Source organism: Flintibacter hominis (genome assembly GCF_014287965.1).
Classification (GTDB): domain Bacteria; phylum Bacillota; class Clostridia; order Oscillospirales; family Oscillospiraceae; genus Lawsonibacter; species Lawsonibacter aceti.
Window position 1 is genome coordinate 131140 of sequence record NZ_JACOPO010000001.1, and the last position, 21204, is coordinate 152343.

At 60.2% G+C, this 21204-nt stretch carries 22 protein-coding genes; 8 read left to right on the plus strand and 14 right to left on the minus strand.

Translation table 11 applies throughout. The features are described from left to right. Positions 1 to 22 precede the first annotated feature (22 nt). From H8S11_RS00680 to H8S11_RS00695, 4 genes are all read left to right on the plus strand, one after another. Positions 23 to 271 (plus strand): sporulation transcriptional regulator SpoIIID, encoded by a 249-nt coding sequence (locus tag H8S11_RS00680; protein ID WP_147573246.1) that lies wholly within the window; start codon positions 23 to 25, stop codon positions 269 to 271. A 105-nt stretch (positions 272 to 376) separates the two neighbouring features. Continuing rightward, complete coding sequence (gene thyA, locus H8S11_RS00685; RefSeq protein WP_147573248.1) at positions 377 to 1207, plus strand: thymidylate synthase; 831 nt, start codon at positions 377 to 379, stop codon at positions 1205 to 1207. 13 nt (positions 1208 to 1220) lie between these two features. Further along, positions 1221 to 1703: a dihydrofolate reductase gene (locus H8S11_RS00690; RefSeq protein ID WP_147573249.1), complete on the plus strand. Its 483-nt coding sequence runs from the start codon at positions 1221 to 1223 to the stop codon at positions 1701 to 1703. Between the two features lie 5 nt (positions 1704 to 1708). Continuing rightward, entirely contained in the window at positions 1709 to 1978 is a 270-nt protein-coding gene (locus tag H8S11_RS00695; RefSeq protein ID WP_186851851.1) for a hypothetical protein, read from the plus strand. A gap of 37 nt (positions 1979 to 2015) precedes the next feature. Here the strand turns inward: H8S11_RS00695 and H8S11_RS14125 are convergent, their stop codons facing one another. Next, complete coding sequence (locus H8S11_RS14125; protein ID WP_186851852.1) at positions 2016 to 3158, minus strand: 5-bromo-4-chloroindolyl phosphate hydrolysis family protein; 1143 nt, start codon at positions 3156 to 3158, stop codon at positions 2016 to 2018. Between the two features lie 308 nt (positions 3159 to 3466). On the opposite strand from H8S11_RS14125, the gene H8S11_RS00705 reads away from it, so the two are divergent. Continuing rightward, positions 3467 to 5419 carry a VanW family protein gene (locus H8S11_RS00705; RefSeq protein ID WP_186851853.1) on the plus strand — a complete coding sequence of 651 codons (1953 nt, stop codon included), beginning with the start codon at positions 3467 to 3469 and terminating at the stop codon, positions 5417 to 5419. A 21-nt stretch (positions 5420 to 5440) separates the two neighbouring features. Then, on the plus strand, positions 5441 to 6118 hold the full coding sequence (locus tag H8S11_RS00710) for a DUF2461 domain-containing protein (RefSeq protein ID WP_147573257.1): 678 nt from the start codon (positions 5441 to 5443) through the stop codon (positions 6116 to 6118). 683 nt (positions 6119 to 6801) lie between these two features. Here H8S11_RS00710 and H8S11_RS00715 read toward each other — a convergent pair. The 5 genes from H8S11_RS00715 to H8S11_RS00735 all read right to left on the minus strand — a co-directional run bounded on the left by H8S11_RS00715 (position 6802) and on the right by H8S11_RS00735 (position 10397). Beyond that, positions 6802 to 7578, minus strand: a complete 777-nt coding sequence (locus H8S11_RS00715; RefSeq protein WP_147573259.1) for an enoyl-CoA hydratase-related protein — start codon at positions 7576 to 7578, stop codon at positions 6802 to 6804. Between the two features lie 100 nt (positions 7579 to 7678). Further along, positions 7679 to 8422: a hypothetical protein gene (locus tag H8S11_RS00720; RefSeq protein WP_186851854.1), complete on the minus strand. Its 744-nt coding sequence runs from the start codon at positions 8420 to 8422 to the stop codon at positions 7679 to 7681. Between the two features lie 5 nt (positions 8423 to 8427). After that, the gene (locus tag H8S11_RS00725) at positions 8428 to 9120 is read right to left on the minus strand and encodes a hypothetical protein (protein ID WP_186851855.1); all 693 of its coding nucleotides are present in this window, start codon (positions 9118 to 9120) and stop codon (positions 8428 to 8430) included. 12 nt (positions 9121 to 9132) lie between these two features. Continuing rightward, positions 9133 to 10020, minus strand: a complete 888-nt coding sequence (locus H8S11_RS00730; RefSeq protein ID WP_147573265.1) for an ABC transporter ATP-binding protein — start codon at positions 10018 to 10020, stop codon at positions 9133 to 9135. Further along, positions 10014 to 10397, minus strand: coding sequence for a GntR family transcriptional regulator (locus tag H8S11_RS00735; RefSeq protein ID WP_147573267.1), 384 nt, complete (start codon positions 10395 to 10397; stop codon positions 10014 to 10016). Before H8S11_RS00735 ends, H8S11_RS00730 begins: the two co-directional genes overlap by 7 nt. Before the next feature lie 363 nt (positions 10398 to 10760). On the opposite strand from H8S11_RS00735, the gene H8S11_RS00740 reads away from it, so the two are divergent. Beyond that, on the plus strand, positions 10761 to 11843 hold the full coding sequence (locus tag H8S11_RS00740) for a hypothetical protein (RefSeq protein WP_240288397.1): 1083 nt from the start codon (positions 10761 to 10763) through the stop codon (positions 11841 to 11843). Positions 11844 to 11905: 62 nt separating this feature from the next. Here the strand turns inward: H8S11_RS00740 and H8S11_RS00745 are convergent, their stop codons facing one another. The 8 genes from H8S11_RS00745 to H8S11_RS00780 form a co-directional block, all read right to left on the minus strand. Continuing rightward, the gene (locus H8S11_RS00745; RefSeq protein ID WP_186851856.1) at positions 11906 to 13138 is read right to left on the minus strand and encodes a glycerate kinase type-2 family protein; all 1233 of its coding nucleotides are present in this window, start codon (positions 13136 to 13138) and stop codon (positions 11906 to 11908) included. Between the two features lie 23 nt (positions 13139 to 13161). Continuing rightward, entirely contained in the window at positions 13162 to 14091 is a 930-nt protein-coding gene (locus H8S11_RS00750) for a glycoside hydrolase family 25 protein (protein ID WP_186851857.1), read from the minus strand. A gap of 98 nt (positions 14092 to 14189) precedes the next feature. Then, the gene (locus H8S11_RS00755) at positions 14190 to 16580 is read right to left on the minus strand and encodes a homocysteine S-methyltransferase family protein (RefSeq protein WP_186851858.1); all 2391 of its coding nucleotides are present in this window, start codon (positions 16578 to 16580) and stop codon (positions 14190 to 14192) included. Further along, positions 16567 to 17244 carry a methionine synthase gene (locus tag H8S11_RS00760; RefSeq protein ID WP_147573287.1) on the minus strand — a complete coding sequence of 226 codons (678 nt, stop codon included), beginning with the start codon at positions 17242 to 17244 and terminating at the stop codon, positions 16567 to 16569. The genes H8S11_RS00755 and H8S11_RS00760 overlap by 14 nt, the downstream gene beginning before the upstream one ends. 62 nt (positions 17245 to 17306) lie before the next feature. Continuing rightward, positions 17307 to 18371: a M24 family metallopeptidase gene (locus tag H8S11_RS00765; RefSeq protein WP_186851859.1), complete on the minus strand. Its 1065-nt coding sequence runs from the start codon at positions 18369 to 18371 to the stop codon at positions 17307 to 17309. A gap of 11 nt (positions 18372 to 18382) precedes the next feature. Next, positions 18383 to 18802 carry a nuclear transport factor 2 family protein gene (locus H8S11_RS00770; RefSeq protein ID WP_147573314.1) on the minus strand — a complete coding sequence of 140 codons (420 nt, stop codon included), beginning with the start codon at positions 18800 to 18802 and terminating at the stop codon, positions 18383 to 18385. A gap of 43 nt (positions 18803 to 18845) precedes the next feature. Next, positions 18846 to 19709: a TIM barrel protein gene (locus H8S11_RS00775; RefSeq protein WP_186851860.1), complete on the minus strand. Its 864-nt coding sequence runs from the start codon at positions 19707 to 19709 to the stop codon at positions 18846 to 18848. Continuing rightward, on the minus strand, positions 19706 to 20212 hold the full coding sequence (locus tag H8S11_RS00780) for a YqeG family HAD IIIA-type phosphatase (RefSeq protein ID WP_240288391.1): 507 nt from the start codon (positions 20210 to 20212) through the stop codon (positions 19706 to 19708). Before H8S11_RS00780 ends, H8S11_RS00775 begins: the two co-directional genes overlap by 4 nt. 137 nt (positions 20213 to 20349) lie before the next feature. Here H8S11_RS00780 and H8S11_RS00785 point away from each other — a divergent pair, with 137 nt between their 5' ends. Beyond that, complete coding sequence (locus H8S11_RS00785) at positions 20350 to 21147, plus strand: glycoside hydrolase family 18 protein (protein ID WP_147573295.1); 798 nt, start codon at positions 20350 to 20352, stop codon at positions 21145 to 21147. Positions 21148 to 21204 lie beyond the last annotated feature (57 nt).

Below are 21204 nucleotides of genomic sequence, written 5' to 3' on the forward strand. Positions count from 1 at the left end.
CAAGAGGCGGGGAGTGTTGTTTTTGAAAGGAAACATGGAGGAGCGGGCCCAGCGCCTAGCTCTTTACATCATAGAGAACCGGGCCACGGTCCGTACCGCCGCACAGAAGTTTGGAATCAGCAAGAGCACCGTACATAAGGACCTGGCCGAGCGGCTGCCTGTATTCAACAGGACACTCTACCTCCAGGTCAAGGGAGTCCTGGAGGAGAACAAGGCCGAGCGGCACATTCGGGGAGGGATCGCCACCCGGAAGAAATACAAAGGGGCCTGAGAACGGACAGTGGATCGGGGACGCCACCGGGCGGCCCCGATTGCTTTTTGCTTCCTCCTATGATATCATATGCCTGAATGTGAATCTTGAAGGGGGACAAGGCCCATGAGCTACGCAGACCAGATATTCATCCAGAATTGCAGGGAGATCCTATCCCATGGGGTGTGGGATACGGACCGGGAGGTGCGCCCCCGATGGCAGGACGGCACGCCCGCCCACACTGTCAAGCTGTTCGGCGTGGTCAACCGTTACGACTTACGGAAGGAATTTCCCATTCTGACGGTCCGGAAGCAGTTCCTGAAGTCAGCGGTGGATGAGCTGCTGTGGATCTGGCAGAAGAAATCAAACAACATCCATGAGCTGAACAGCCATGTGTGGGACGCATGGGCAGACGAAAATGGCTCAATCGGCAAGGCATACGGCTATCAGCTGGGGGTGAAGCACCACTACCCCCAGGGGGATATGGACCAGGTGGACAAGGTGCTGTGGGACCTAAAGCACGATCCCGCCTCCCGCCGCATCATGACCAACCTGTATAACCACCACGACCTTTCCGAGATGGCCCTCTACCCCTGCGCTTACTCTATGACCTTCAATGTGTCGGGCCGCACCCTCAATGGGATCTTGAATCAGCGCAGCCAGGATATGCTCACCGCCAACGGCTGGAACGTGATGCAGTATGCCGTTCTCCTGCACATGCTGGCCCAGGTATCCGGACTGGAGGCGGGGGAACTGATCCACGTCATCGCGGACGCCCACATCTATGACCGTCATGTGTCCGTAGTGGAGGAGCTGCTGGAGCGGGAGCCCTATGAGGCCCCCCGGTTTATCCTGGAGCCCTCCGTCACAGACTTTTACAGCTTTACCCCCTCCAGTGTGAGGCTGGAGGGATATCAGGCCCATGCCCTGGATCAAAAGATCCCGGTAGCCGTATAGAGGTGGATCTGCTATGGAACTGATCGTGGCGGTGGACCAGAACTGGGCCATTGGGCGGGGAGGGGATCAGCTGATCTACATCTCCCAGGACCTCAAGCGATTCAAAACGTTGACCACTGGGCACCCGGTAATCTTGGGCCGAAAGACCCTGGACACCTTTCCCGGCGGCCGCCCCCTAAAGGGACGCAGGAACCTGATTCTGTCCCGCAGCCCCGGCTTCGCCCCGGAGGGGGCGGAGGTGTATCCCGACATGGACGCCCTGCTGGCCGCGGCGCCGGAGGATAGCTTTGTAATCGGCGGCGCTTCGGTGTACCGGGCCCTCCTGGACCAATGTTCCACCGCCTATGTGACGAAAATAGAAGCTGCCTTCCCGGCGGCTGACTGCTGGTTCCCCGACCTGGATAGCCGTCCGGAGTGGAGGATATCAGAGGAGAGCGAATCCCAGGAGGAAGATGGAGTCAAGTTCCGGTATGTGACTTATCGAAAGGAGGAATGACGACCATGAAAAAACTGATTGCGGCCGGGCTGGCCTGTGCTCTGACACTGACTGTGGGGGGCACTGTGTTTGCGCACCATCAAGGCCGGACGGAAATATCCGCCCCCTGGATCCACTGTGATGGGGACGGCGACGGCCTATATGGTCGCTGTGCTGGCCGGCGGAATATGAACTTCACAGATGAGGATGGGGATGGTGTCTGTGACAACTGGATAGGCTGTCAGACGCCCGGCCGGGGCGAACACCACGTCAGCGGCCGTCATCACCATGGGTAAGTAAAAAGATTCCGGTACCAGCGGTACCGGAATCTTTTTACAGTCCTAGTGTCATACCCTCCTGGCCGGACAGTCCGTCTTTGGCCAGCATCCGCTCCAGCACCTCTACATCGGCGGTGATGTCCATGGCGTCCCCCTGGAAGAGGAGATCCAGCTGCTTTTCAAAGCCATCCACCACCTTATCCATCATACCCTCTATGCGTTCCATGGCGGCAGCAATGTTCTCTCCGGATATCTCCTGGTCCTCCAACTGTCCATAGGCCCGGAGGATCTTCAGGGTGGTGGGCAGGTAATAGCTCAAAAAGCTATGGAGTTGGGGAGAACTCTCCGGATGGGATTTCTGATAGTCCAGGATTTTGGCGGTGATGACCCCGATCCGGTCGATCTGGGCAGACAGCTTCTCGTTGTCCACGGCCTCGTTGACTGCCCGTATCTCTGTCAGAATGGCGTTCTCCTCCTGGTGGAGGGGCTGGGAGGGAGCCTCCTCCTTGGGCTGGGAATCGGACAGCCCATCAGCACTGAGGACCAGCCGGTCCCCACCATAATCCAAAAAGCCTTGGGGCAGGATCCCCTCCCCCAGCATATCGGCCAGATCGTCCCGGACCCGGCGGGGAGGCAGCCCGGAAGCGGAAGCCAGGGTGGATATGGCGATGGACTGCCGGGTCCCAATGACAGCCAAGTAATTGCGGTAGCGTCGAGCCTCCTTGTTTTTTCGTACGCCGGCCCATAGGCAGCCGAGGCCGCCGCAGGCGAAACACAGGGGAACGAGGATGCCTGACAGATACCAGCTAATATCAGGAAGCATCCACAGATTTTCTACCCCGTTGATTAGAGTGATCATTCCAAAGCAGATGGCCAGAGCGCCGCCTACCTGAGTCAGCCGTTTGCCGTCCTTAGCCAGTTTAGACAGCAGGTCCTGCTGGGCCTTAGATTTTTTTCTTCCCTTTCCCTTGGATGTGGACGGCTCCTCTTGGAACGTGGTCGTTCTAGCCCCCACAGGGGCGGCCTGGTCACGCTGGGTGTAATAGGGGTGCCGGCCGCGCTTTCCCCTGCCCATCAGCTTGAGTACGATCATCAGAATCGCCACGGGAGCGGCGACTCCAGTGAACAGCAGTACGGCGGCAATCGCCCAATAGGCCATATCCCCCGATCTCTCATTTCCCTTGTTGGTGTTTGCCACAGTCAGTCCCCCCAGCGGATGCTTATATCTTTATCATAGCAGGTCTTTCCCAAAATGGAATTTAAATTTTCTTAAAAATCAATGAATGGGTCCAGCGCTACTATCATACAGCAGCGGCGCATAAAAGTAAATGGCAGACGCTTTTTTTCCTAACAAGGGAAAAAGGTGCAGAAAAAGGCATCAGGTTGTAACTGTTCTGTAATTGTATCAGGCAAGTTTGGGTGATATAATAAGCGCAGTTGGCTTTTTGCCCAGATAGAAAATAGAGGGAGGCCCTGTCACAATAAGGGCTTCCTTGGAGGGATAGCATGGAAGGCGAGCGCGTGATGAAGGCGCCGGAGAATGGAAAAAAGAAAACGTGGCTTATCGTGACAGGCGTAGTTCTGGGTGCGTTGCTGATGGCATATCTGGGGCTGTGCGCCTGGGTGGGAACGATGGACCGGATCTTTCCCAACACGACCATCGCCGGTCTGGATGTGTCCGGCATGACCGTGGAGCAGGCTCGGAAGGCGCTGGATCAGGCCATGGCGGAGCATGGAGATGAGATTGCCGGGACTATCACCTACGGGGAGTGGCGGGGCACCATCACCGCCTCCCAGATGAACTATGACTGGTCCGCCTCGGCGCAGGCGGCCTATACAGACGGCAGAGATCACTTTCTGACCCAGGGAGGGCAGTATGCCGCCAGACTTTTGGGCAAACAGTGGTCGGTGGAAACCAGAAGTATGGAAACAACAGAACTGGAGCGCCTGCTGGACCAGATGGAACAGGATCTGGCCGGTGATGTGACCAGAGCCGCCTGGCGTCTGGAGGGGGACCGTTTGGTGATGACCAAGGGCCGCACCGGGGTGAGCTTGGACCGGGAGTCTGCCCGGGAGGGAGCTTTTTCCGCGCTGGAGGAGGCGATGGAGCAGAAGCTGGGTGGCGGCCAAGAGGGGAACGCGGAGGTGGAGCGGCAGCTTTACCCCGAGGAGATACCTCCCCAAGAACCCGACTTTGATGAGATTTATACTCAGTTCCATACCGAGCCGGTCAGTGCCCAGATGGACCCGGATACCTTTCAGATCACCGACCATGTGGTGGGGGTGGACTTTGACGTGGATGCCCTGAAGGCCGCCTATGAGGGGGCCGCGGAGGGGGAGACCTTCTCTATCCCCGTTACCTTGACCCAACCCAAGGAGACTAAGGCGAGCCTGGAAGAAAAGCTGTTTCAGGACCTGCTGGGGGAGGGAACCACCAGGGTGACTGGCTCGGCCAACCGCAAGTTCAACGTCAAGCTGTCCGCCGAAGCCTGCAATAACGTGATCCTCCTACCTGGACAGGAGTTCTCCTACAACAATACCACCGGCAGCCGTACGCCGGAAAAGGGCTATAAAAACGCCCCCACCTACCAGGCCGGAAAGTCGGTGGACGACATCGGCGGAGGCATCTGCCAGACCTCCTCCACCATTTACTATGCCGTTCTTCATACCCCGCTGGAGGTCGTGGAGCGGCACGACCATCAGTTCAATACTGGTTATGTGGATCTGGGCATGGACGCCACGGTATATTTTGGTTCTCTGGACTTCCGGTTCAAAAACAATACCGAGTACCCCGTCAAGATCGTGACCAGCAGCTATGACTCCAACGGGAGCCGGTATTTGAATGTGAAGATCTATGGTACCAACCCCGATGGCATCTACGCCATCCCCAAGAGCAGCGTCTTTGACAAAGTGGCGCCCACCACCAAGTATGAGCCAGACCCCAGTGTTCCAAAGGGTACCCTGGTGCTGGATAAGGAGCAGTACGCTTACACCGGCTGGAGCGCCCACACTTATCGATATATTTACGACAAAGACGGCAATCTGTTGGAGAAGCAGGATATGGGGAGCAGCAAATACAGTATGCGCCCCAACCTGTATCACTATAACCCGGCCGACGGCGACCCCAGCACCTGGCCAGACGGCAAGCCGCCGCAGCCCGGCACTGACCCTGGGACAGAGGTTCCTGTGGATCCCAGTACGGAGACCGGAGGGACAGCAGGCCCCGGCACAGAGGGCGGAGCCGTCCCCGGTACCGGAGAAGGGGAGGCTGGGACGGACCAGCCCGCACAGGACCAGCCGGCATCTGAGCAGACGGACGCCGGCGAGAGCGACCAAACCCAGACGGAGGGAGTGAGTGGTGGAGAGCGGCCCTCCGACCAGTCCGGCCAGGAGCAGGAAGAACCCTCCGGCCAGGGTGAGGAGGCATCCTCTGGCCAGAATACGGAGGCGGCGACCTGACAGACAGAGAGGAAGAGGACGATGTTCCAAGGATTTTCCCAGGGTGCCATCGATTTTCTGTGGGGCATCCGTTTCAACAACGAGCGAGGTTGGTTTTTAGCCCACAAGGAGGAATTCCTGACTCTGGTGGACGCCCCCATGCGGGAGCTGGCCGCTCAGGTGAGTCAGGCCATGACGGAAGAATTCCCCAAGCTTGGACTGGAGCTGAAGGTGAGCCGTATCTACCGGGATGCCCGGCGGCTCTTTGGCCGCGGGCCCTATAAGGACCACCTTTGGTTTTCCCTCCGCCGCCGGAACGAGAACGAGGGGGCGGAGCCCAGCTTCTACTTTGAGATCGCCCCGGAGTATTACAGCTATGGCATGGGAGCCTGGGATTTGCCTCCGGTAACCATGGCCAAGCTCCGGGCCCGCATCGACCGGGACCCAAAACCTCTGGAGAAGCTGGCCCGAAGGCTGGAGAGGCAGGGGGAATTTGCGCTGGAGGGCCGGCAGTATAAGCGGCCCAAGGGGGACCCGGGAAAGCTTCTGTTTCCTTGGTATAACAGTCGTCAGCTGGTCATCTCCAGCGACCACAACTGTGAGGGCCCCCTGTTCGGCCCTGAACTGGCGGACCAGGTGCTGGAGGGGTTTCGATTTCTGGTGCCCTATTACCAGTATCTCCAGACATTGGCCGGGGACGCGCCTCCGCCTGAGATCTGAATACAGAGAAAAAGCGCTCCGGCCTCAGCTTGGGGCGCTTTTTGCAGGACGGTGGTTTGAGACTTGTGCTGTAGAGCTGACGGCACAGAAAATTTTGAAAATTTCTCACAAATACTATTGACAATAGAGTGGAGATGTGGTACATTATAGCCAGAAAGGATGAGTCCAATGTATTAAGAAAGTCCCCGCACCTGATGCTGTGATGCAAGGCCGAGAAGCATAAAAATCAGAAAGAGGAGAACAAGAAGAACATTTGAGGAAAGTCCCATATGCCAATGACATCGGACAGAAAGAATCTTCTCGGAGCGGAAACACCAGCACAGGGACATACCACAGAGCAAGGTCAGGTATATGTTCCGCCGCAAGATGCCTCACATATGAGGAAGAGCCGCAGAAGCGGCCACAATGATTTGGGAGAGATACAAGGACCGGGACCGGCGAGATGTGGTATGGCGATTCTGTAGAAAGAGAGGTAAACAATTGATGTTAGATAACAAGAACCACCAGAAATGACCCTTGGCTGCAACGGATTACGAAACGGGCAGTCAAGGGTCATTTCTTTTTCAAAGAGCACCGTGGACAGGCGGGGAGCTGGAGGTGTGGAGCCAAAGGGCTCTTTTTTTATGCCCATTTTGAAAAAGAGAAAGCCCGCCGTTTTCAGGCGGGCTTTCTTTCTGGAGAGATCAGCGGTTTTTGAAGGAGGTGAGCTTCTCCTTATTGACGAAGGCGCGCATGGCGTCCTTCTGGTCCTCGGTGGCAAAGCAGAGGCCGAAAGCCTCGCTCTCATAGGCGGCGCCGGTGTAAATATCGGTCTGGAGCCCCCGGCGGATGGCGGCCTTGGACTGGCGGACGGCTACCTGGGCGTTGGATGCAATGGCGTTGGCCAGCTCCAGAGCCTTGTCCATCAGCTCATCGGGGGGATAGACATGGCTCACCAGGCCCAACTCCTTGGCCTCGGCGGCGCCGATGGTCCTGGCGGTGAGGATCAGCTCCATAGCGTTGGAGATGCCCACGATCCGGGCCAGACGCTGGGTTCCCCCAAAGCCAGGGGTGATCCCAAGACCTACCTCCGGCTGGCCAAACTTGGCCTTTTCACTGGCGAGGCGGATGTCGCAGGCCATGGACAGCTCACACCCGCCTCCAAGAGCAAAGCCGTTGACGGCCGCAATGGTGGGCTTGGTCAGAGTTTCCAGCTTTAGAAAGACCCCATTGCCGTAAGCGCCGAATTTCTTGGCCTCCACGGAAGTGAGGGTGGACATCTGGCCGATGTCCGCGCCGGCTACGAAGGAGCGGCCGGCTCCGGTGACGATGGCCACCAGAATATCCTCACGCTCCTCTACCTGGTCCAGGACGGCGTCCAGATCCCGAAGTACCTGCTCATTCAGCGCATTGAGGGCATCGGGCCGGTTCATGGTGATGATGCCCACGGGGCCCTTCTGCTCAAGGGTGACAAAAGACATAGCTTGTTTCCTCCTTGTTTTTGTTCCGTGTTAAGGATCATTTTGCCTGTTTTCTTGTATTATAGCCTATCCTGAACAGAACAGCAAGGGGAAAGTGGCGTCATGACCGGACTGCCGCGTGAAGCAGGGACCAGAAGGACCAGATCACACCTACTACAGTCAGCGCCACCCAGAAAACTACCATGATCTGGCTCATATCGCCGATGAAATAGGCGTTTCTACCCACCAGCTGGGGGCCAAAACAGGCCGCCATCCAGATACCCCAGATGATCCAGCCACCCTTAGCTCCGTAGCGCTGCATGATTGCGCCGATAATGAGGCCGCAGGATAGAGCAAAGACCAGAATGGCGGGCCACCACCACCAGTTCAGGGTGAAGTCCTCGATAAATAGAGTGCTCTCCCAGGCGGGGTCCACAGGAGCGCCTAGACTGGGCTCGGGCATAGGGGGGATGCCCTCCAGGGACAGCCCCGGCAGGCCGGTCAGTTTCAGCCACAGTACCGGGGACACCATATGCTCCAGTGCGGTGAGCAGAGCGGCCATGCCCATGGAACAGACACCCATGAATAGGCTCCTCCCCAGCTCCATCCCCAGGGCCCGGCGGCGGGTCTGGCCAAAGCGGATGGCCTGTTCAAAGCTCACCCCCATAGCCGCTACCGTTACAACCAGAGCCATAATACCCGCCACGATGGGAAGTACGGTCCCGGAGATCATGATGCCGCTGTTCTCAGCGGAGAGGAGCAGGACCGCGGCTATCACGCCCTGGATCAACACAAATAGTCCGGTTACCACGCCCAGACACAGAAACAGGTCGTCCAGGTTGAGCCGTATCACTTTTTTCAGCATCCCAATCACCTCACTGCAAAACGGAAAATCTGCCGCCATATAACGACTTCACCAATGGCCAGCGTCGCTAACATTCCGATGGTCAGAATGGCGGGCAGGCTGCCCCACATACCGCTCCAGGCGCTGCCCATCAGAAAGGACCAGGCGTCCAGATCGGCCATGAGGGCCAGAAGGATGGAGCCCATGAGCAGGGCGATGACGGACACGGAGAGGATGACGGCGCCCCAGACCTTGGACTTGGCGGACACCAGCCCGCCCAAACAGCCCAGCACCAATATGGTCAAACATACTAGAGGGAACACCCACAGCGTCCCTCCGTAAAAGGCCCGGATCAAAGTCCAACGGCCCTCCTCAATCCAGCCACCCAACTGGGGCAGAGCAGCCAGCAGGACTTGCACGGCCCAGCAGAACCCGGTGTACACAACCAGCACTCCCTGCACAGCCCAGAAGAAGTCCCGCCGCCGGGCCCCAAAGGACAGCCCCAGATTCAGGTTGCTGGTGCACAGGGAAAAGGCGAAAATGAATAGGACGAACAGGGTGACCAGGGGAAAGGCGCCATAGTAGGTAGCGAACAGATTGCTCGCCCCACCGGGCACCCCGGTGGCGTAGCAGCCCACTACTACAAGGACGGCGAAGCCCAGCAGGCAGGCCAGATTGATCCAGGCGAACTGGAAGAGAAAGCGAAAGGATTTCAACATTGGTATCCCTCCTCACTGGGTGTCCCCATGTCCGCACAGGGCCACAAACACGTTCTGAAGGTTCATGGGGGACACATCCACATCGGCCTTGAGAGCGTCCTGGAGCTTAACTCCGCTCCCCCGGACGGCTGCGGTCTTGTGCCGGCCCATCTGATGGGTGGACAGCACCTCCAACCCGGCGCATACCTGATCTACCACATCCTCATGGCCGGAGATGTAGCGGAACTGGCCCACCAGCTCCTCGGTGGGGCAGTTTTCCAGGATACGGCCCTCATCCAGGATGATGACCCGCTCAAAGACGGAGGCGGCCTCCTCGATGATGTGAGTGGACACCAGGAAGGTCCGTCCGGTCTGGGCGAAATCGTCCAGCAGAAGCTGGTAAAACCGCTCCCGCATCACCACATCCAGTCCCGCCGCCGGCTCATCCAGGATGGTGATGGGAGACCGGCTGGCCAGGGCGATGAGGATGGTCACCATGGACATCTGTCCCTTGGAGAGCTGACAGATCTTCTTTTTCTCGTCCAGCTTAAATTCCTCTAATAGCCGCTGGGCGTATTCCCTATCCCAACCGGGGTAGTAGATGGCCGCAGAGCGGAGATAGTGGCGGATTTTTAGATTGTTCTGCCCGGAGAACAGGGTGGGCTGCAGCTCGCGGGAGAAGCAGATGTTGTCCAGTGCCGCCTGGTTTTCCCAGACGGGCTGTCCGTCGTAGGTCACCTCGCCCCGGTCCTTGGTGTTCTGGGCGGTGAGGATGCCCAGCAGAGTGGTCTTGCCCGCCCCGTTCCGGCCGATCAGGCCATAGATCTTGCCTGGTTCTATTGTCAGGTCCAGATTATGGAGTACCTCTTTGTCCTTATAGGATTTATACAGACCCTGAGCCTTTAAAATTCCGGTCAGCATGATTGCTCTCCCTCCTTGATTGCACGGTCCACCATAGACAGCAGTTCCTCTCCGGTCAGAGAGATAGCGGTTCCCTCTTTGACCAGCGGTTTCACAAATCCGTCGTAAAAGGCGGCCTTCCTTTTTTGTTTCACAGTATCACCTGCTCCTGGGGATACGAACATACCGATCCCTCTTTTTTTGTATAAGATCCCATCGGCCACCAGCATATTGATACCCTTGGCCGCCGTGGCTGGGTTGATGTTATAGCCCCGTGCCAGCTCATTGGTGGAGGGCACCTGCTCCTCCTCCTGGTAGATCCCCCGTAAGATGTCGTCCTCCAGCATCCGGGCGATCTGTAGATAGATCAGGGACTGATCGTTCAGGATTCCATGCACATGATCACCTCCATAATTGTTTCCTCCGCGCGGCGGAGAGCATCCAGGAGCCGTTACAGCAAAATGCTATAGACCGCAACGATGAAATAGCGCAACAGGCGATACCGCCCCTCTACTTTTTGTGCTCTTTTATCCAGACGTTGATTTTTCCATGAGATAGTGCCCCTCTTCTGGACCTTAGGCTCCCATACGCTTTCTGTTCGTTGGTTAATTACTTGTGTAATTAACCATATCACCGATGAGGAGAAAAGTCAAGACCTTTTTGTACATAAAAAAGAGACAGGGGAGGGGGGCAGCTTCCTCACCCTTTGGGCCGCCGCGGCATAGTCTGGGGTACAGATTCGTTGATACGGAGGGTCGGTCATGACTTCTTTGCCTAAAATCCAATATTTTTTGGGGGCCAATTCCCCCACTGGTTTTTACTCTCTTTACCCTGAACTCATCCAGCCTGAACGGGCCCGGACTATCTATATCCTAAAGGGCGGTCCGGGCTGTGGAAAATCCACCCTGATGCGCCGGGTAGGGGCCCGGATGGAGGAGGAAGGTCTGGATACCGAGTACATCCTATGCTCCGGAGATCCGGATTCGCTGGACGCGCTGCTGCTCCCCCAGCTAGGGGTAGCCCTGGTGGACGGGACCGCTCCCCATGTGGTGGAGCCCAAGTATCCCGGCGTAGTGGACCGGTATGTAAACATGGGGGACTGCTATGACAAGGAGGGGTTGGCGGTCCGACGCCAGGAGATCATGTCCTGTATGACGGGCTATAAGGGCTGCTACCAGCGGGCCTATCGATGCCTGGGGGCGTCGGCGGAGATCTTTGAGGATGTGCGGTCCACTCTACTTACTGACGTTCTGGGGGAGAAGCTGGCCAAACGAGCCCATGGTATCCTGTCCCGGGAGTTCAAAAAGCGTAAAGGCGTCCAGAGCGGACAGGTAAAGCAGAGATTCCTGGGCGCGGTGACACACAAGGGAGCGATGACGCTGTTTGATACAGCGACCGCCCAGTGTGACCGGATCTATGAGCTGGTGGACAGCTACGGCTTGGCCCATGAGCTGCTGGTCCATATCCTGGCCGGAGGGGCCGCCGGGGGCTATGACATAGTGGCCTGCCCCGATCCCATGGCCCCTGACCGGCTGGCCCACCTGCTGGTGCCGGAGCTGGGGCTTGCCTTCCTGACCTCTACCTCCGTCCTGCCCTTCCCAGGGAGCCCATACCGCCGGATCCGGCTGGACGCGGCCGCGGACCGGGAGATCCTCCGGCACAGCCGGCCCAGACTTCGCTTCGCCAAAAAGGTGTCCGCCGCTCTGGCGGAGGAGGCGGTGGAGTCTCTGGCCCAGGCCAAGGCCATGCACGACGACCTGGAGGCCCTCTACAACCCCTTTGTGGATTTCCAACTGGTAGACCAGATGGCACAGTCTGTAGGGGACGAGATCCTGAAAATATAAAGAGAGTCCCCGGTATCCTGTCTGGATACCGGGGACTTCTGTATATCAAGGTGTTTGCGCCGTTACCGGCGGATCAGGGCTATGGCCACGTCGTTGACATTAGTGCCTGTAGCCCCGGTGACGATCAGCCCGTCACAGGCGGCCAGGGCGTTGTAAGCGTCGTTATCCTGAAGGACCTGGAAGATGGACACACCCTTCTCCTCCAACTGGCCACGGGTCTCCCCAGTGACAAAGCCGCCGGCGGCGTCCGTGGGGCCGTCCGTCCCGTCAGAGCCCACGGAGAAGACAGCGGTGTCCCTCAGGCCGGCGATCCCCTCGGCCGCGGCAAGGGCAATCTCCTGGTTCCGGCCGCCCTTGCCGGCCCCAGTGAGCTTCACTACCGTTTCCCCACCGGCCAGGAAGGCCAGAGACCGCGCGCTGTTCTGGTGATACCGGGCGATAGAGGCCAGGAAGGAGCCCGCCTCCCTGGCTTGGCAGGTCAGGCTGTCGGTAAGGACTACGGGCTCATATCCCAGCTGGCGACACACGTCGGCAGCGGCCCGGCACAGCTCCCGGACACTGCCGGTAATCTGAGTCTCCACGTTGTCCAGGGCCTTGGGCGTCTCCTGAGCCAGGACGGCGGCGGCCTCCGCGGAGAGCCTGATGCCGTATTGGGACACAATGGCCTCCGCCTGGGCGCTGGTGGAGCTGTCGGGGTAGGCGGGACCAGATGCGATCATGTCCAGCGGGTCGCCGATGATGTCGGACAGCACCACCGCGAAGACCTGGGCCGGGGCACAGTGGAGGGCAAAACGGCCCCCCTTGACAGTGGAGAGATGCTTGCGGATGGTATTCATTTCTGTGATATCCGCTCCACAGGCCAGGAGCTGCCTGGTGATGTCCTGCAGCTCCTCCGTGGAGATGATGGGTTTTTCAAACAGGGCAGAGCCGCCGCCGGACAGCAGGAACAGAACACGGTCCTCCGGCTTGAGATCCTGGGTCAGCTCCAGGGCCCGGCTGGTGGCGGCAAAGGTGTCGTCGTCAGGGACCGGATGGCCCGCTTCCCAGACCTCCAGGTTTCCGATGGGACCCTCGCTGTGGCCGTGCTTGGTGATGACGATGCCCCCATCCGGTTTGCGGTCCAGACTTTCCCAGGCCGCGTGGGACATGGACCAGGCCGCCTTACCTACCGCTACAAGGATCAGCTTTCCCGCTCCGAACTCTTTTCCGGCCAGAGCCCGAGCCACTGCCGCATCCGGCCGGACCTGGGCGATGGCCTCCCGGACAATGGTGTTACAGTCATTTCTCAGCCGCATTGTCGCCGCCTCCCAAAATAAATTTATTCTTCCGGTTCCTCCGGCAGGGCAGTCGGGCGCAGGTCCAGGTTCCAGTCCACCTCTCCCTGGATGCCAGCTACCGTGCCGGTGTGGGTGTACTGCCAAAAATCAAAGTGATAATAAAAGCCTGGGATCTGGTCGTATTCCGCCAGCCAGAAGGGCCACTGGTCCAACTGGGTCAGGTCGTAGGTGAGATAGCCCTGGTCCTGGTTGAAGTAGACCATGGGCTGATACCCACCCTCCTGGATGGTCCGGCAGAAGGAGACGGCGCACTGGGTCAGAGTCTGACCGTCCAGCCCGTCGGTGCGGGCACCATTGCCGGGAGTGATGGGCTCCCAGTCAAAGACCACGGGGTAGGTGATGTCGCAGTCAGCCAGGGCGTCCAGCACGAACTGGGCCTCCTCCATCCCCTCCTGGGGGGTGATGGCCTGGGAGAAGAAGTAGACGCCCACCTCCAGTCCAGCCTCCAGGGCCCCCTGAATGTTGGCCTTGTAGAAGGAATCCAGGAAGAGCCCTCCCTCGGTGTAGCCGCGGTAACCTAGGCGAATGAGGGCGAAGTCCACGCCGTCCGCCGCCACGGCCTGCCAATCGATCTCCCCCTGGTAAAAGGACACATCAATACCCGCCTTGGCCAAAAGGCCATCCCGCTCATAGGACACCCGGCCCAGTGGATCGGTGGAGAAGCCTTTGGTCCCGTAGCGGTTCACAGCCAGACCATCTATCGCGGTCAATATCTGGTCCCGGTAGGAAAAGGTGACAGGAGGCGGGGGCTGCTTGCCGCCCAGGAACAGGGTGAGCAGCATGGCACCGCCTCCCAGAGCAAGGGCGGTCAGGCCGCAGACCAGTGCCAGGCGTTTTCCCCATCCGGAGGAGCGGGGCGCCGCCCTCCGTCCTGGGGGACGAGGCGCCTCTGGTATTTTGTTCTGGTCCATGATCTCACCTCATTGTCTGGCCCTGTGTGGGGAAGCAGGTCGCATTTTGCACTATTATAGCAGACCACGGACCAAAGCACAATGAGAAAGAGAAGGGGTCAGCCGATTACCCGCTTGGCCACGTCCACGCTTTCTTTGGCGTCCCTGGCGTAGAAGTCGGCGCCGATCTGCACGGCATACTCCGGGGTCAGGACGGCACCGCCGACCACGATCTTACAGGACAATTCCTGGCTATGGAGAAGGGCAATGGTGTCCTCCATGCTTTTCAGCGTGGTGGTCATCAGGGCCGAGAGCCCCACCAGAGGGGCCTGATGCTTTCGTACCGCCTGCGCCACGTCGCCGGGGTCTACATCCTTGCCCAGATCGATGACCGTGTAGCCGTAATTTTCCAATAGGACCTTGACGATGTTTTTCCCGATATCATGGATGTCTCCCTTGACGGTGGCCAGCACGATGGGGCCTTTGCCTGACGTCTGGTCAGATGGGCCGGACATCTCCTGCCGGATGACCTCAAAAGCGGCTTGGGCAGCCCCGGCGGACTGGATGAGCTGGGGCAGGAAGACCTTGCCCGCCTCAAAATTAGCTCCCACCCGGTCCAGAGCAGGGATGAGGATGTGGTCCACGATATCCATGGAGGAGGTGGTCTCCAACAGGCGGCGGGTGGCCTCACCCGCCTCACCCTTTAGTCCGGCCTCCACGATCTGGGCCAGAGAGCGGCCCTCCGTCGGTACAGGAGTCTGGCCTCCAGCCCCGCCGGAGGTAATGGAGGTCTTGATCTCGGCGTTTCCGTAGGCGGCAATAAACGCACGGGCCTCCCGATCCACATTCATCAGCAGGTGGTAGCCCCGGACAGCGGCCATCATAGCGTCCGTGTTGGGGTTGAGGATGGGCAGGTCCAGGCCGCAGGTCATGGCCATGGTGAGAAACGTCTGGTTGACCAGGGGTCGGGCGGGCAGACCGAAGGAGATGTTGGATACGCCCAGCACCGTCTTCAGCCCAAGCTCGTCCTTGACACGGCGGAGGGCGTCCAGCGTCTGGGAGGCACCCTCCTGTTCCGCCGAGGCGGTGAGGGTCAGGCAGTCGATATATACGTCCTCCCGGCGGATGCCGTAGGACAGGGCCGCCTCCAGGATGCGGCGGGCGATGTCCACCCGCTGCTGGGCGGTCTTGGGGATGCCGTCCTTGTCAAGCGTCAGTCCCACCACGGCGGCCCCGTACTTCTTGACCAGGGGGAGAATGGCCTCCATGGTTTCCCGGTCCCCATTCACCGAATTAACGATGGCCTTGCCGCAGTAGACCCGGAGGGCCCGCTCCAGCACCTTGGGGTCAGTGGAGTCCAGTTGAAGGGGGGCGTCGCATACCCCCTGGATGGCCTTCACCGCCCGGACCATCATCTCCTCCTCGTCCACCTCAGGCAGACCTACGTTTACATCTAAAATATCAGCCCCCGCCTCCACCTGGGTCAGAGCCTGGTTCAGGATATAGTCCACATCCCCCCGGCGCAGGGCTTCCTTCATCAGCTTCTTTCCCGTGGGGTTGATACGCTCGCCGATGACACGGACCCGGTCGATGGGTACGGCTAGTGTGGGGCCGCACACGGCGGCGGGCACCTGGCGGGAGGGCTCCCGGATGGCCTGCCCCATCAGGGCCCGCTTCAGCAGGGCGATGTACTCCGGGGTGGTACCGCAGCAGCCCCCGAACAGCTTGACCCCCATGGGGGCCAGGTCGGCCATAGCGGCGGCGAACTCCTCCGCGGTGATATCATAGCCGGCTCCGCCAGGGTCGGGGAGGCCGGCGTTGGGTTTGATGGCGATGGGCAGAGTGGACCACCGGGTCAGCTCCTCCACCAGAGGGGGCATCTCGCGAGGACCGAGAGAGCAGTTGACTCCGATAGCGTCTGCCCCCATCCCCTCCAGTACCAGAGCGGCGCAGGCGGGGGAGTGGCCCAAAAAGGTCCTGCCCCGGTCCTCGTAGGTCATGGTGACCATCACCGGCAGGGAGCAGCACTCCTTGACAGCCAGCAGGGCGGCCCGGCACTCCTGGAGGTCGGTCATGGTTTCAATCAGGACCAGGTCCGCCCCGGCCTGAACCCCGGCGAGGACCACCTCCTTGAAGATGTTTACCGCCTCCTCAAACCGCAGGGAGCCCGTGGGCTCCAGAAGCTGGCCGATGGGGCCGATATCTAGGGCCACCAGGGCATTCCCCGCGGCGCCCTCCCGGGCGGCGTCAATGGAGGGGGGGACCACCTCGGTCACAGTTTTTCCGGTGCGCCGCAGCTTTTCCCGGTTAGCGCCAAAGGTATTGGCGCACAGGATCTGACTGCCGGCCTGGGCGTACTGGCGGTGAATATCCACCACCCAGTCCCGATGCTCAAGAGCGGCCAGCTCCGGATGCTCCCCAAGGCCCAGCCCCCTGGCCTGGAGCATGGTGCCCATGCCGCCATCCAGGATCACAGGGCCGGGGCCCTTCAACAGCTCATAAAAGTCCACAGTGTCCACCTGCCTTTCGGTATTGGCAGCCGCCCTGGGCGGGACAGCCCAGGCAGCTTCGTTTGTTTCTAGCGATCTCTCGGTCGGATACCCCCAGGATGGCAGTCACCGATTTCCGGGGGATGAGGATGTGGCTGGCGCTGGCCGTCAGCCCCACCCTGCGGGGAGCGTCCAGCAGGGAGAGAAGCTCCCCTTGGACGGTCAGGGGCAAATCCCCATAGCCAGGGCTGTACCGGAAGGGGAAGGAGCAGCCGGGAAACATAGCCTGGAGCTCCAACTCGATCTGGTCGCACCCCTGTTCCACCGCCGTGTCCGCGGCGCAGTCCAGGGCCAGCCCCTGGAGCATATCTCCGCTCTGGGTCTTCCGGATAAGCACGTCCACCGCTGCCCCCAGAGTCATACAGAACACTACCGCCCTTACACAGCCCTCCAGATGGGCCTTCAGGTCCCGGCCGGGGAGGAGCAGGCCGCAGGACAGACGCACGCCGTTCTCCTCCTGGAGTATATCGTAACAGCGCCAGGCCCAGCGGAGCCGGGCCGTCTGGCATATGTGCCGGCCACAGAGCTGGGCCTGGTTTCGCAGGTCCGCTCCGGCCTGGTCCGGGGGACAGCCCATGTAACGTAAGATCTCGTCTGTATCTAGCTGCTTCAATTCAATGGACATGGGCCGGGGGCCTCCTCTCTGTATGGGGCCTGGCATATTGGGTGGTATGCATCTTGTCCCCTTTACAATACGATCAGGTCCTTGGGGGAGCGGGTGATGTCCTCACATCCGCCGTCCTTCAGGACCAGCACGTCCTCAATGCGGACGCCGAATCTACCGGGAATGTACACGCCGGGCTCGGCAGAGATGACCGCCCCCGCTGGGAGAACGCGGTCCTCACTGGGGCTGGCATTAGGGGACTCATGGATATCCACTCCAAGGGAGTGGCCGAAGCTGTGGGTAAAATAATCCCCATAGCCCGCCTCCCTCAGTACCCGCCGGGCCGCGCCGTCCACCTCCCGACCAGATACCCCAGCCCGGGCGGCCTGGATGCCCGCCCGCTGGGCGGCCAAAACGGCGGCATACACCTTCTCCATCTCCGGGCTGGGCTGTCCCAGGGCCACCGTGCGGGTCATGTCAGAGCAGTAGCCCTCCACCTTGCAGCCGAAGTCCATGGTAATGAACATCCCCACATCCACCACCTGATCTCCGGGCACGGCGTGGGGGCGGGAGCCGTTGGGCCCGGCGGCCACGATGGGGTCAAAGGACACCTGCTCCCCGCCCCGACGCAGCAGTTCGTATACCAGTCGGGCAGCGATCTCTCGCTCGGTCAGTCCGGGCCGGATAAAATTCAGAATGGCCTTGAACGCCTCGTCGGTGATTTCCTGGGCCCGGCGCATATGGGCCAGCTCCCCCTCGTCCTTGCTGGCTCGCAGATCATCCAGGAGTCCCTGGGCGGGGGTGAGGATGCAGGGCAGCTCCTGGCTGTATCGGCGGTGGGCGTCTACGGTCATTTCACCGCTCTCAAAGCCTACGTTGCGCAGCCCATGGACCTGGATAAATTCCTTGGCCTGAGACAGGTGGCCGCTGCCGGCGGTGACTAGAGATACCTCCGCTCCCACGATCTGCTCCCGAGCGGCCTCGATATACCGACCGTCGGTGGTGTAGCGGGCCCCGTCCCGGGTGACCAGGAGCAGACCCTCACCATGGAAGCCCAGAGCGTACCGCTCCCCGGAGGGGCTGGTGATCAGCATGGCGTCCAGGCCGTATTCAGGGAGTTTTTTTGCGATATTAGCAATATGGTTCATATAGTTTCTCCTCAAAACCAGATGTTGGGCGCTTCCCGGAATTTTGGAGCTGGGCCATCGGCATAGGGGTCATACCGGTGAAGATTGCATCCAAACTCCTGAAGGCGGCAGATTCTATCGTCCCCATCCCAGTCTATCAGAGAGAGGCCATCAAATATTTCTGCCGTTCCGTCGTGCATTTTATTTTCGAAGTACCACTCTACCACCGTCCGGTCCTCTCTGTGAAAAAAGCCCCGGATGTCCCAGGCCAGTACCTTTCCGCGGGTATTCCACTCCTCAAACCAGTGCTTGATCTGCTGGGCGCCGCGATATTCCGGCCCCCAGCTCTCGATATACAGGGCATCTGGAGCAAAAAGCTGCAGAATACCGGTGTCCCGGCCCTCCAGCCACATAGAAAACCAGCGGCGGACAGCCTGCTCCCGTCCTGCCATATCCATACCGTTTCTCCTTTCGGCGCAGCTCCATGAGAGCCTCTCATGGGTTTGCGGCATACTGCTCGTAGATTCGTTTCATAGTCAGAGCATCCTCCGCCTGAGTCCCCGCGCTCTCGCAGATAAAGGTGGGGCTCCAGCCCCGGCGGGCCACCTCGGCAGCCAGCGGCGCCCAGCCGGGGCCGTATCCGTCGTTGTCGGAAAAGGTTCGGTGGCACTTCTCGCCTCCACCGGGAGTGAACTGGATATGGGAGAAATGGCTGTGGAACCGGGCAGCCCGCTCTGTCCCCAGTACCTCCTCTACCCGGTCCAGCATCCGGGAAAATGCCTCCTGCCCGTCGTCTGCCCCCAGGGAGCGGGCGTACAGATGCCCCCAGTCGATGCAGGGGATCAGCCGCTCATCCAGGGTACACAGCTCCAGCACCTCGTCCAGATCTCCCAACTGGTTGATCTTGCCCATGGTTTCTGGGCATAGGGCGATGTGGCCAAAGCCCTGGTCGTCACAGGCGGCGATGACATCCCGCAGGGAGCGGCGCGCGATGTCCAGGGCTTCCCTCCGGCTGCGCTTCATCAGCGCCCCGGAGTGGATGACCACCCGGCCGGCCCCCATTTGGCTGGCCACCAGACAGGCGGCAGAGATATAGCCGATGGTCTTTTCTAGGGCCGACCGGTCGGGATTGGCCAGGTTGATGAAGTAGGGCGCATGGAGGGACAGGGAGATGCCAGCCTGACGGGCCCGCTCCCCCACCCTGCGGGCGGTTTCTTCTCCCACATGGACCCCTTTGCCGCACTGGTATTCATAGCAGTCCAGCCCCAGGCCGGCGATCCATTCCGGGGCCTCCACCGAGGAGCGGTGTGCCTTGGAAAAGCTGTCGGAATTGCCCGCCGGGCCAAATTTGGCGCTCATAGGAAGGGCCTCCTTCTGCCCAGCATCCGGAAAGGGGTTTCAGCGGCGTAGCGGAGGTATCGGCCCGGATTGCCCGCCAGCCGAATAGGCTCCACCAGCAGGGGGATGACCCCGGCGTTGTTGGCCCCAAGGGTATCGGTAAAGATCTGGTCCCCCACCATCACCGTTTCCTCCGGCCGGCAGCCCATCCGCTCCATAGCCCGGAGATAGCCCCCTTTTTTCGGTTTGCCTGAGTGCCCCTGATAGGGGATGCCCAGCTGTTCGGCAAACTTCTGCGCCCGGCCGGGCTTCCGGCTGTTGGACAGCAGGAACAGTTGGATCCCCTGCTCCGCCAGCTCTGCGGCCCAGGCGGCCACCTCGGGGGAAGGCTCTGTCACATGGTAGGGGACAAGGGTGTTGTCCAGGTCTGCCAGTACCAGCCGGACCCCTTTGGCGGCCAGCTCGCTGGGGCTGATGTGGGTGACCGAGGGATATACCCCCCGGGGAATGGGTGAAAAGGGCACGGGTAGGTCCTCCTTATGTCTCGTTCTATGCTTTGGCCCGCTGGCATAGAGTGGAGGGAGCGGGCCTCCATTTGGTCTGACCACAATCATCGGTTAAGTATATCACGATACAATATTCTGGGCAAGGGGGAGCCGTCATGACGAGGGACACCATTATCATTACCACGCCGCCTCAGACTCTGCGGTCAGTACAGGGGTGGGATGTGACCCCAGGTCACCTGGCCTATCGGGTGGGGAGGGGGCCGCATTTGTTCCGGGCGGGCGGCGGCACAGTCCAGCCCAGGGGCGGGATCATGGTGGTGGACGATCAGGGCTTCGACGGTCTGGGCGACCCCGGCCCGCTGTGCCAGGAGGTGGTCCGGGAGTGTTCCGCCCGTGGCTTCACGGGGGCGGTACTGGACTTTGATGCCAAGCTGCCCCCGCTGGAGCGGATGGCCGCCACACTGGAGGAGGGATTTGCCCGCCGGGGCTGGACCCTCTATGTGCCGGAAAGTTACGGAGCCAGGCTTCAACGGGCCAGAGTCATGATATCCTCCGCCCTATCTGGAGGCTCTCTGGCCCTTCGGCTGGAGGAGGCGTCCGGCTGCTTTGGGGCGGACCGGGTGGCTCTGGCGCTCCAGAGGGTGGCGGAGGACTTTGCCCTGCCTTCATCCACAGGCAACGGGCAGCCCCTGACCAGGGAAGAACTGGCCCAGAAAAGGCGGCAGATGAACCCCTCGGTGTTCTTTTCCGGAGAGCTTTGCGCTCGGTATTTTACCTATATGAACCGGGAGGGTGGAGCCCACTTTGTCCTCTTTGATGATGGCGACACCCTGCGTCGAAAAATGGAGGTAGCCCGCAGAGCGGGGATACACACCTTCCTGGCCGCCTGGCCGGAGGTGGCGGACTGTGTGGAGCAGCTGGGGCTCCAACGGGCGCAATCCAGAGCCAGATAGGTCCAGCCTTCCCAGGGGTATATGACAGAAAACAGACGTTTCAAGAGAGAAAAATTT

Coding starts and splice junctions, on each gene's coding strand:
- H8S11_RS00725 (WP_186851855.1), bottom strand. CDS start 9,120: ATGTTGAAATCCTTTCGCTTTCTCTTCCAGTTCGCCTGGATCAATCTG.
- H8S11_RS00785 (WP_147573295.1), top strand. CDS start 20,350: ATGACGAGGGACACCATTATCATTACCACGCCGCCTCAGACTCTGCGG.
- thyA (WP_147573248.1), top strand. CDS start 377: ATGAGCTACGCAGACCAGATATTCATCCAGAATTGCAGGGAGATCCTA.
- H8S11_RS00715 (WP_147573259.1), bottom strand. CDS start 7,578: ATGTCTTTTGTCACCCTTGAGCAGAAGGGCCCCGTGGGCATCATCACC.
- H8S11_RS00760 (WP_147573287.1), bottom strand. CDS start 17,244: ATGTCCATTGAATTGAAGCAGCTAGATACAGACGAGATCTTACGTTAC.
- H8S11_RS00720 (WP_186851854.1), bottom strand. CDS start 8,422: ATGCTGAAAAAAGTGATACGGCTCAACCTGGACGACCTGTTTCTGTGT.
- H8S11_RS00775 (WP_186851860.1), bottom strand. CDS start 19,709: ATGAGCGCCAAATTTGGCCCGGCGGGCAATTCCGACAGCTTTTCCAAG.
- H8S11_RS00765 (WP_186851859.1), bottom strand. CDS start 18,371: ATGAACCATATTGCTAATATCGCAAAAAAACTCCCTGAATACGGCCTG.
- H8S11_RS00690 (WP_147573249.1), top strand. CDS start 1,221: ATGGAACTGATCGTGGCGGTGGACCAGAACTGGGCCATTGGGCGGGGA.
- H8S11_RS00770 (WP_147573314.1), bottom strand. CDS start 18,802: ATGGCAGGACGGGAGCAGGCTGTCCGCCGCTGGTTTTCTATGTGGCTG.
- H8S11_RS00730 (WP_147573265.1), bottom strand. CDS start 10,020: ATGCTGACCGGAATTTTAAAGGCTCAGGGTCTGTATAAATCCTATAAG.
- H8S11_RS00740 (WP_240288397.1), top strand. CDS start 10,761: ATGACTTCTTTGCCTAAAATCCAATATTTTTTGGGGGCCAATTCCCCC.
- H8S11_RS00710 (WP_147573257.1), top strand. CDS start 5,441: ATGTTCCAAGGATTTTCCCAGGGTGCCATCGATTTTCTGTGGGGCATC.
- H8S11_RS00745 (WP_186851856.1), bottom strand. CDS start 13,138: ATGCGGCTGAGAAATGACTGTAACACCATTGTCCGGGAGGCCATCGCC.
- H8S11_RS00695 (WP_186851851.1), top strand. CDS start 1,709: ATGAAAAAACTGATTGCGGCCGGGCTGGCCTGTGCTCTGACACTGACT.
- H8S11_RS00705 (WP_186851853.1), top strand. CDS start 3,467: ATGGAAGGCGAGCGCGTGATGAAGGCGCCGGAGAATGGAAAAAAGAAA.
- H8S11_RS00750 (WP_186851857.1), bottom strand. CDS start 14,091: ATGGACCAGAACAAAATACCAGAGGCGCCTCGTCCCCCAGGACGGAGG.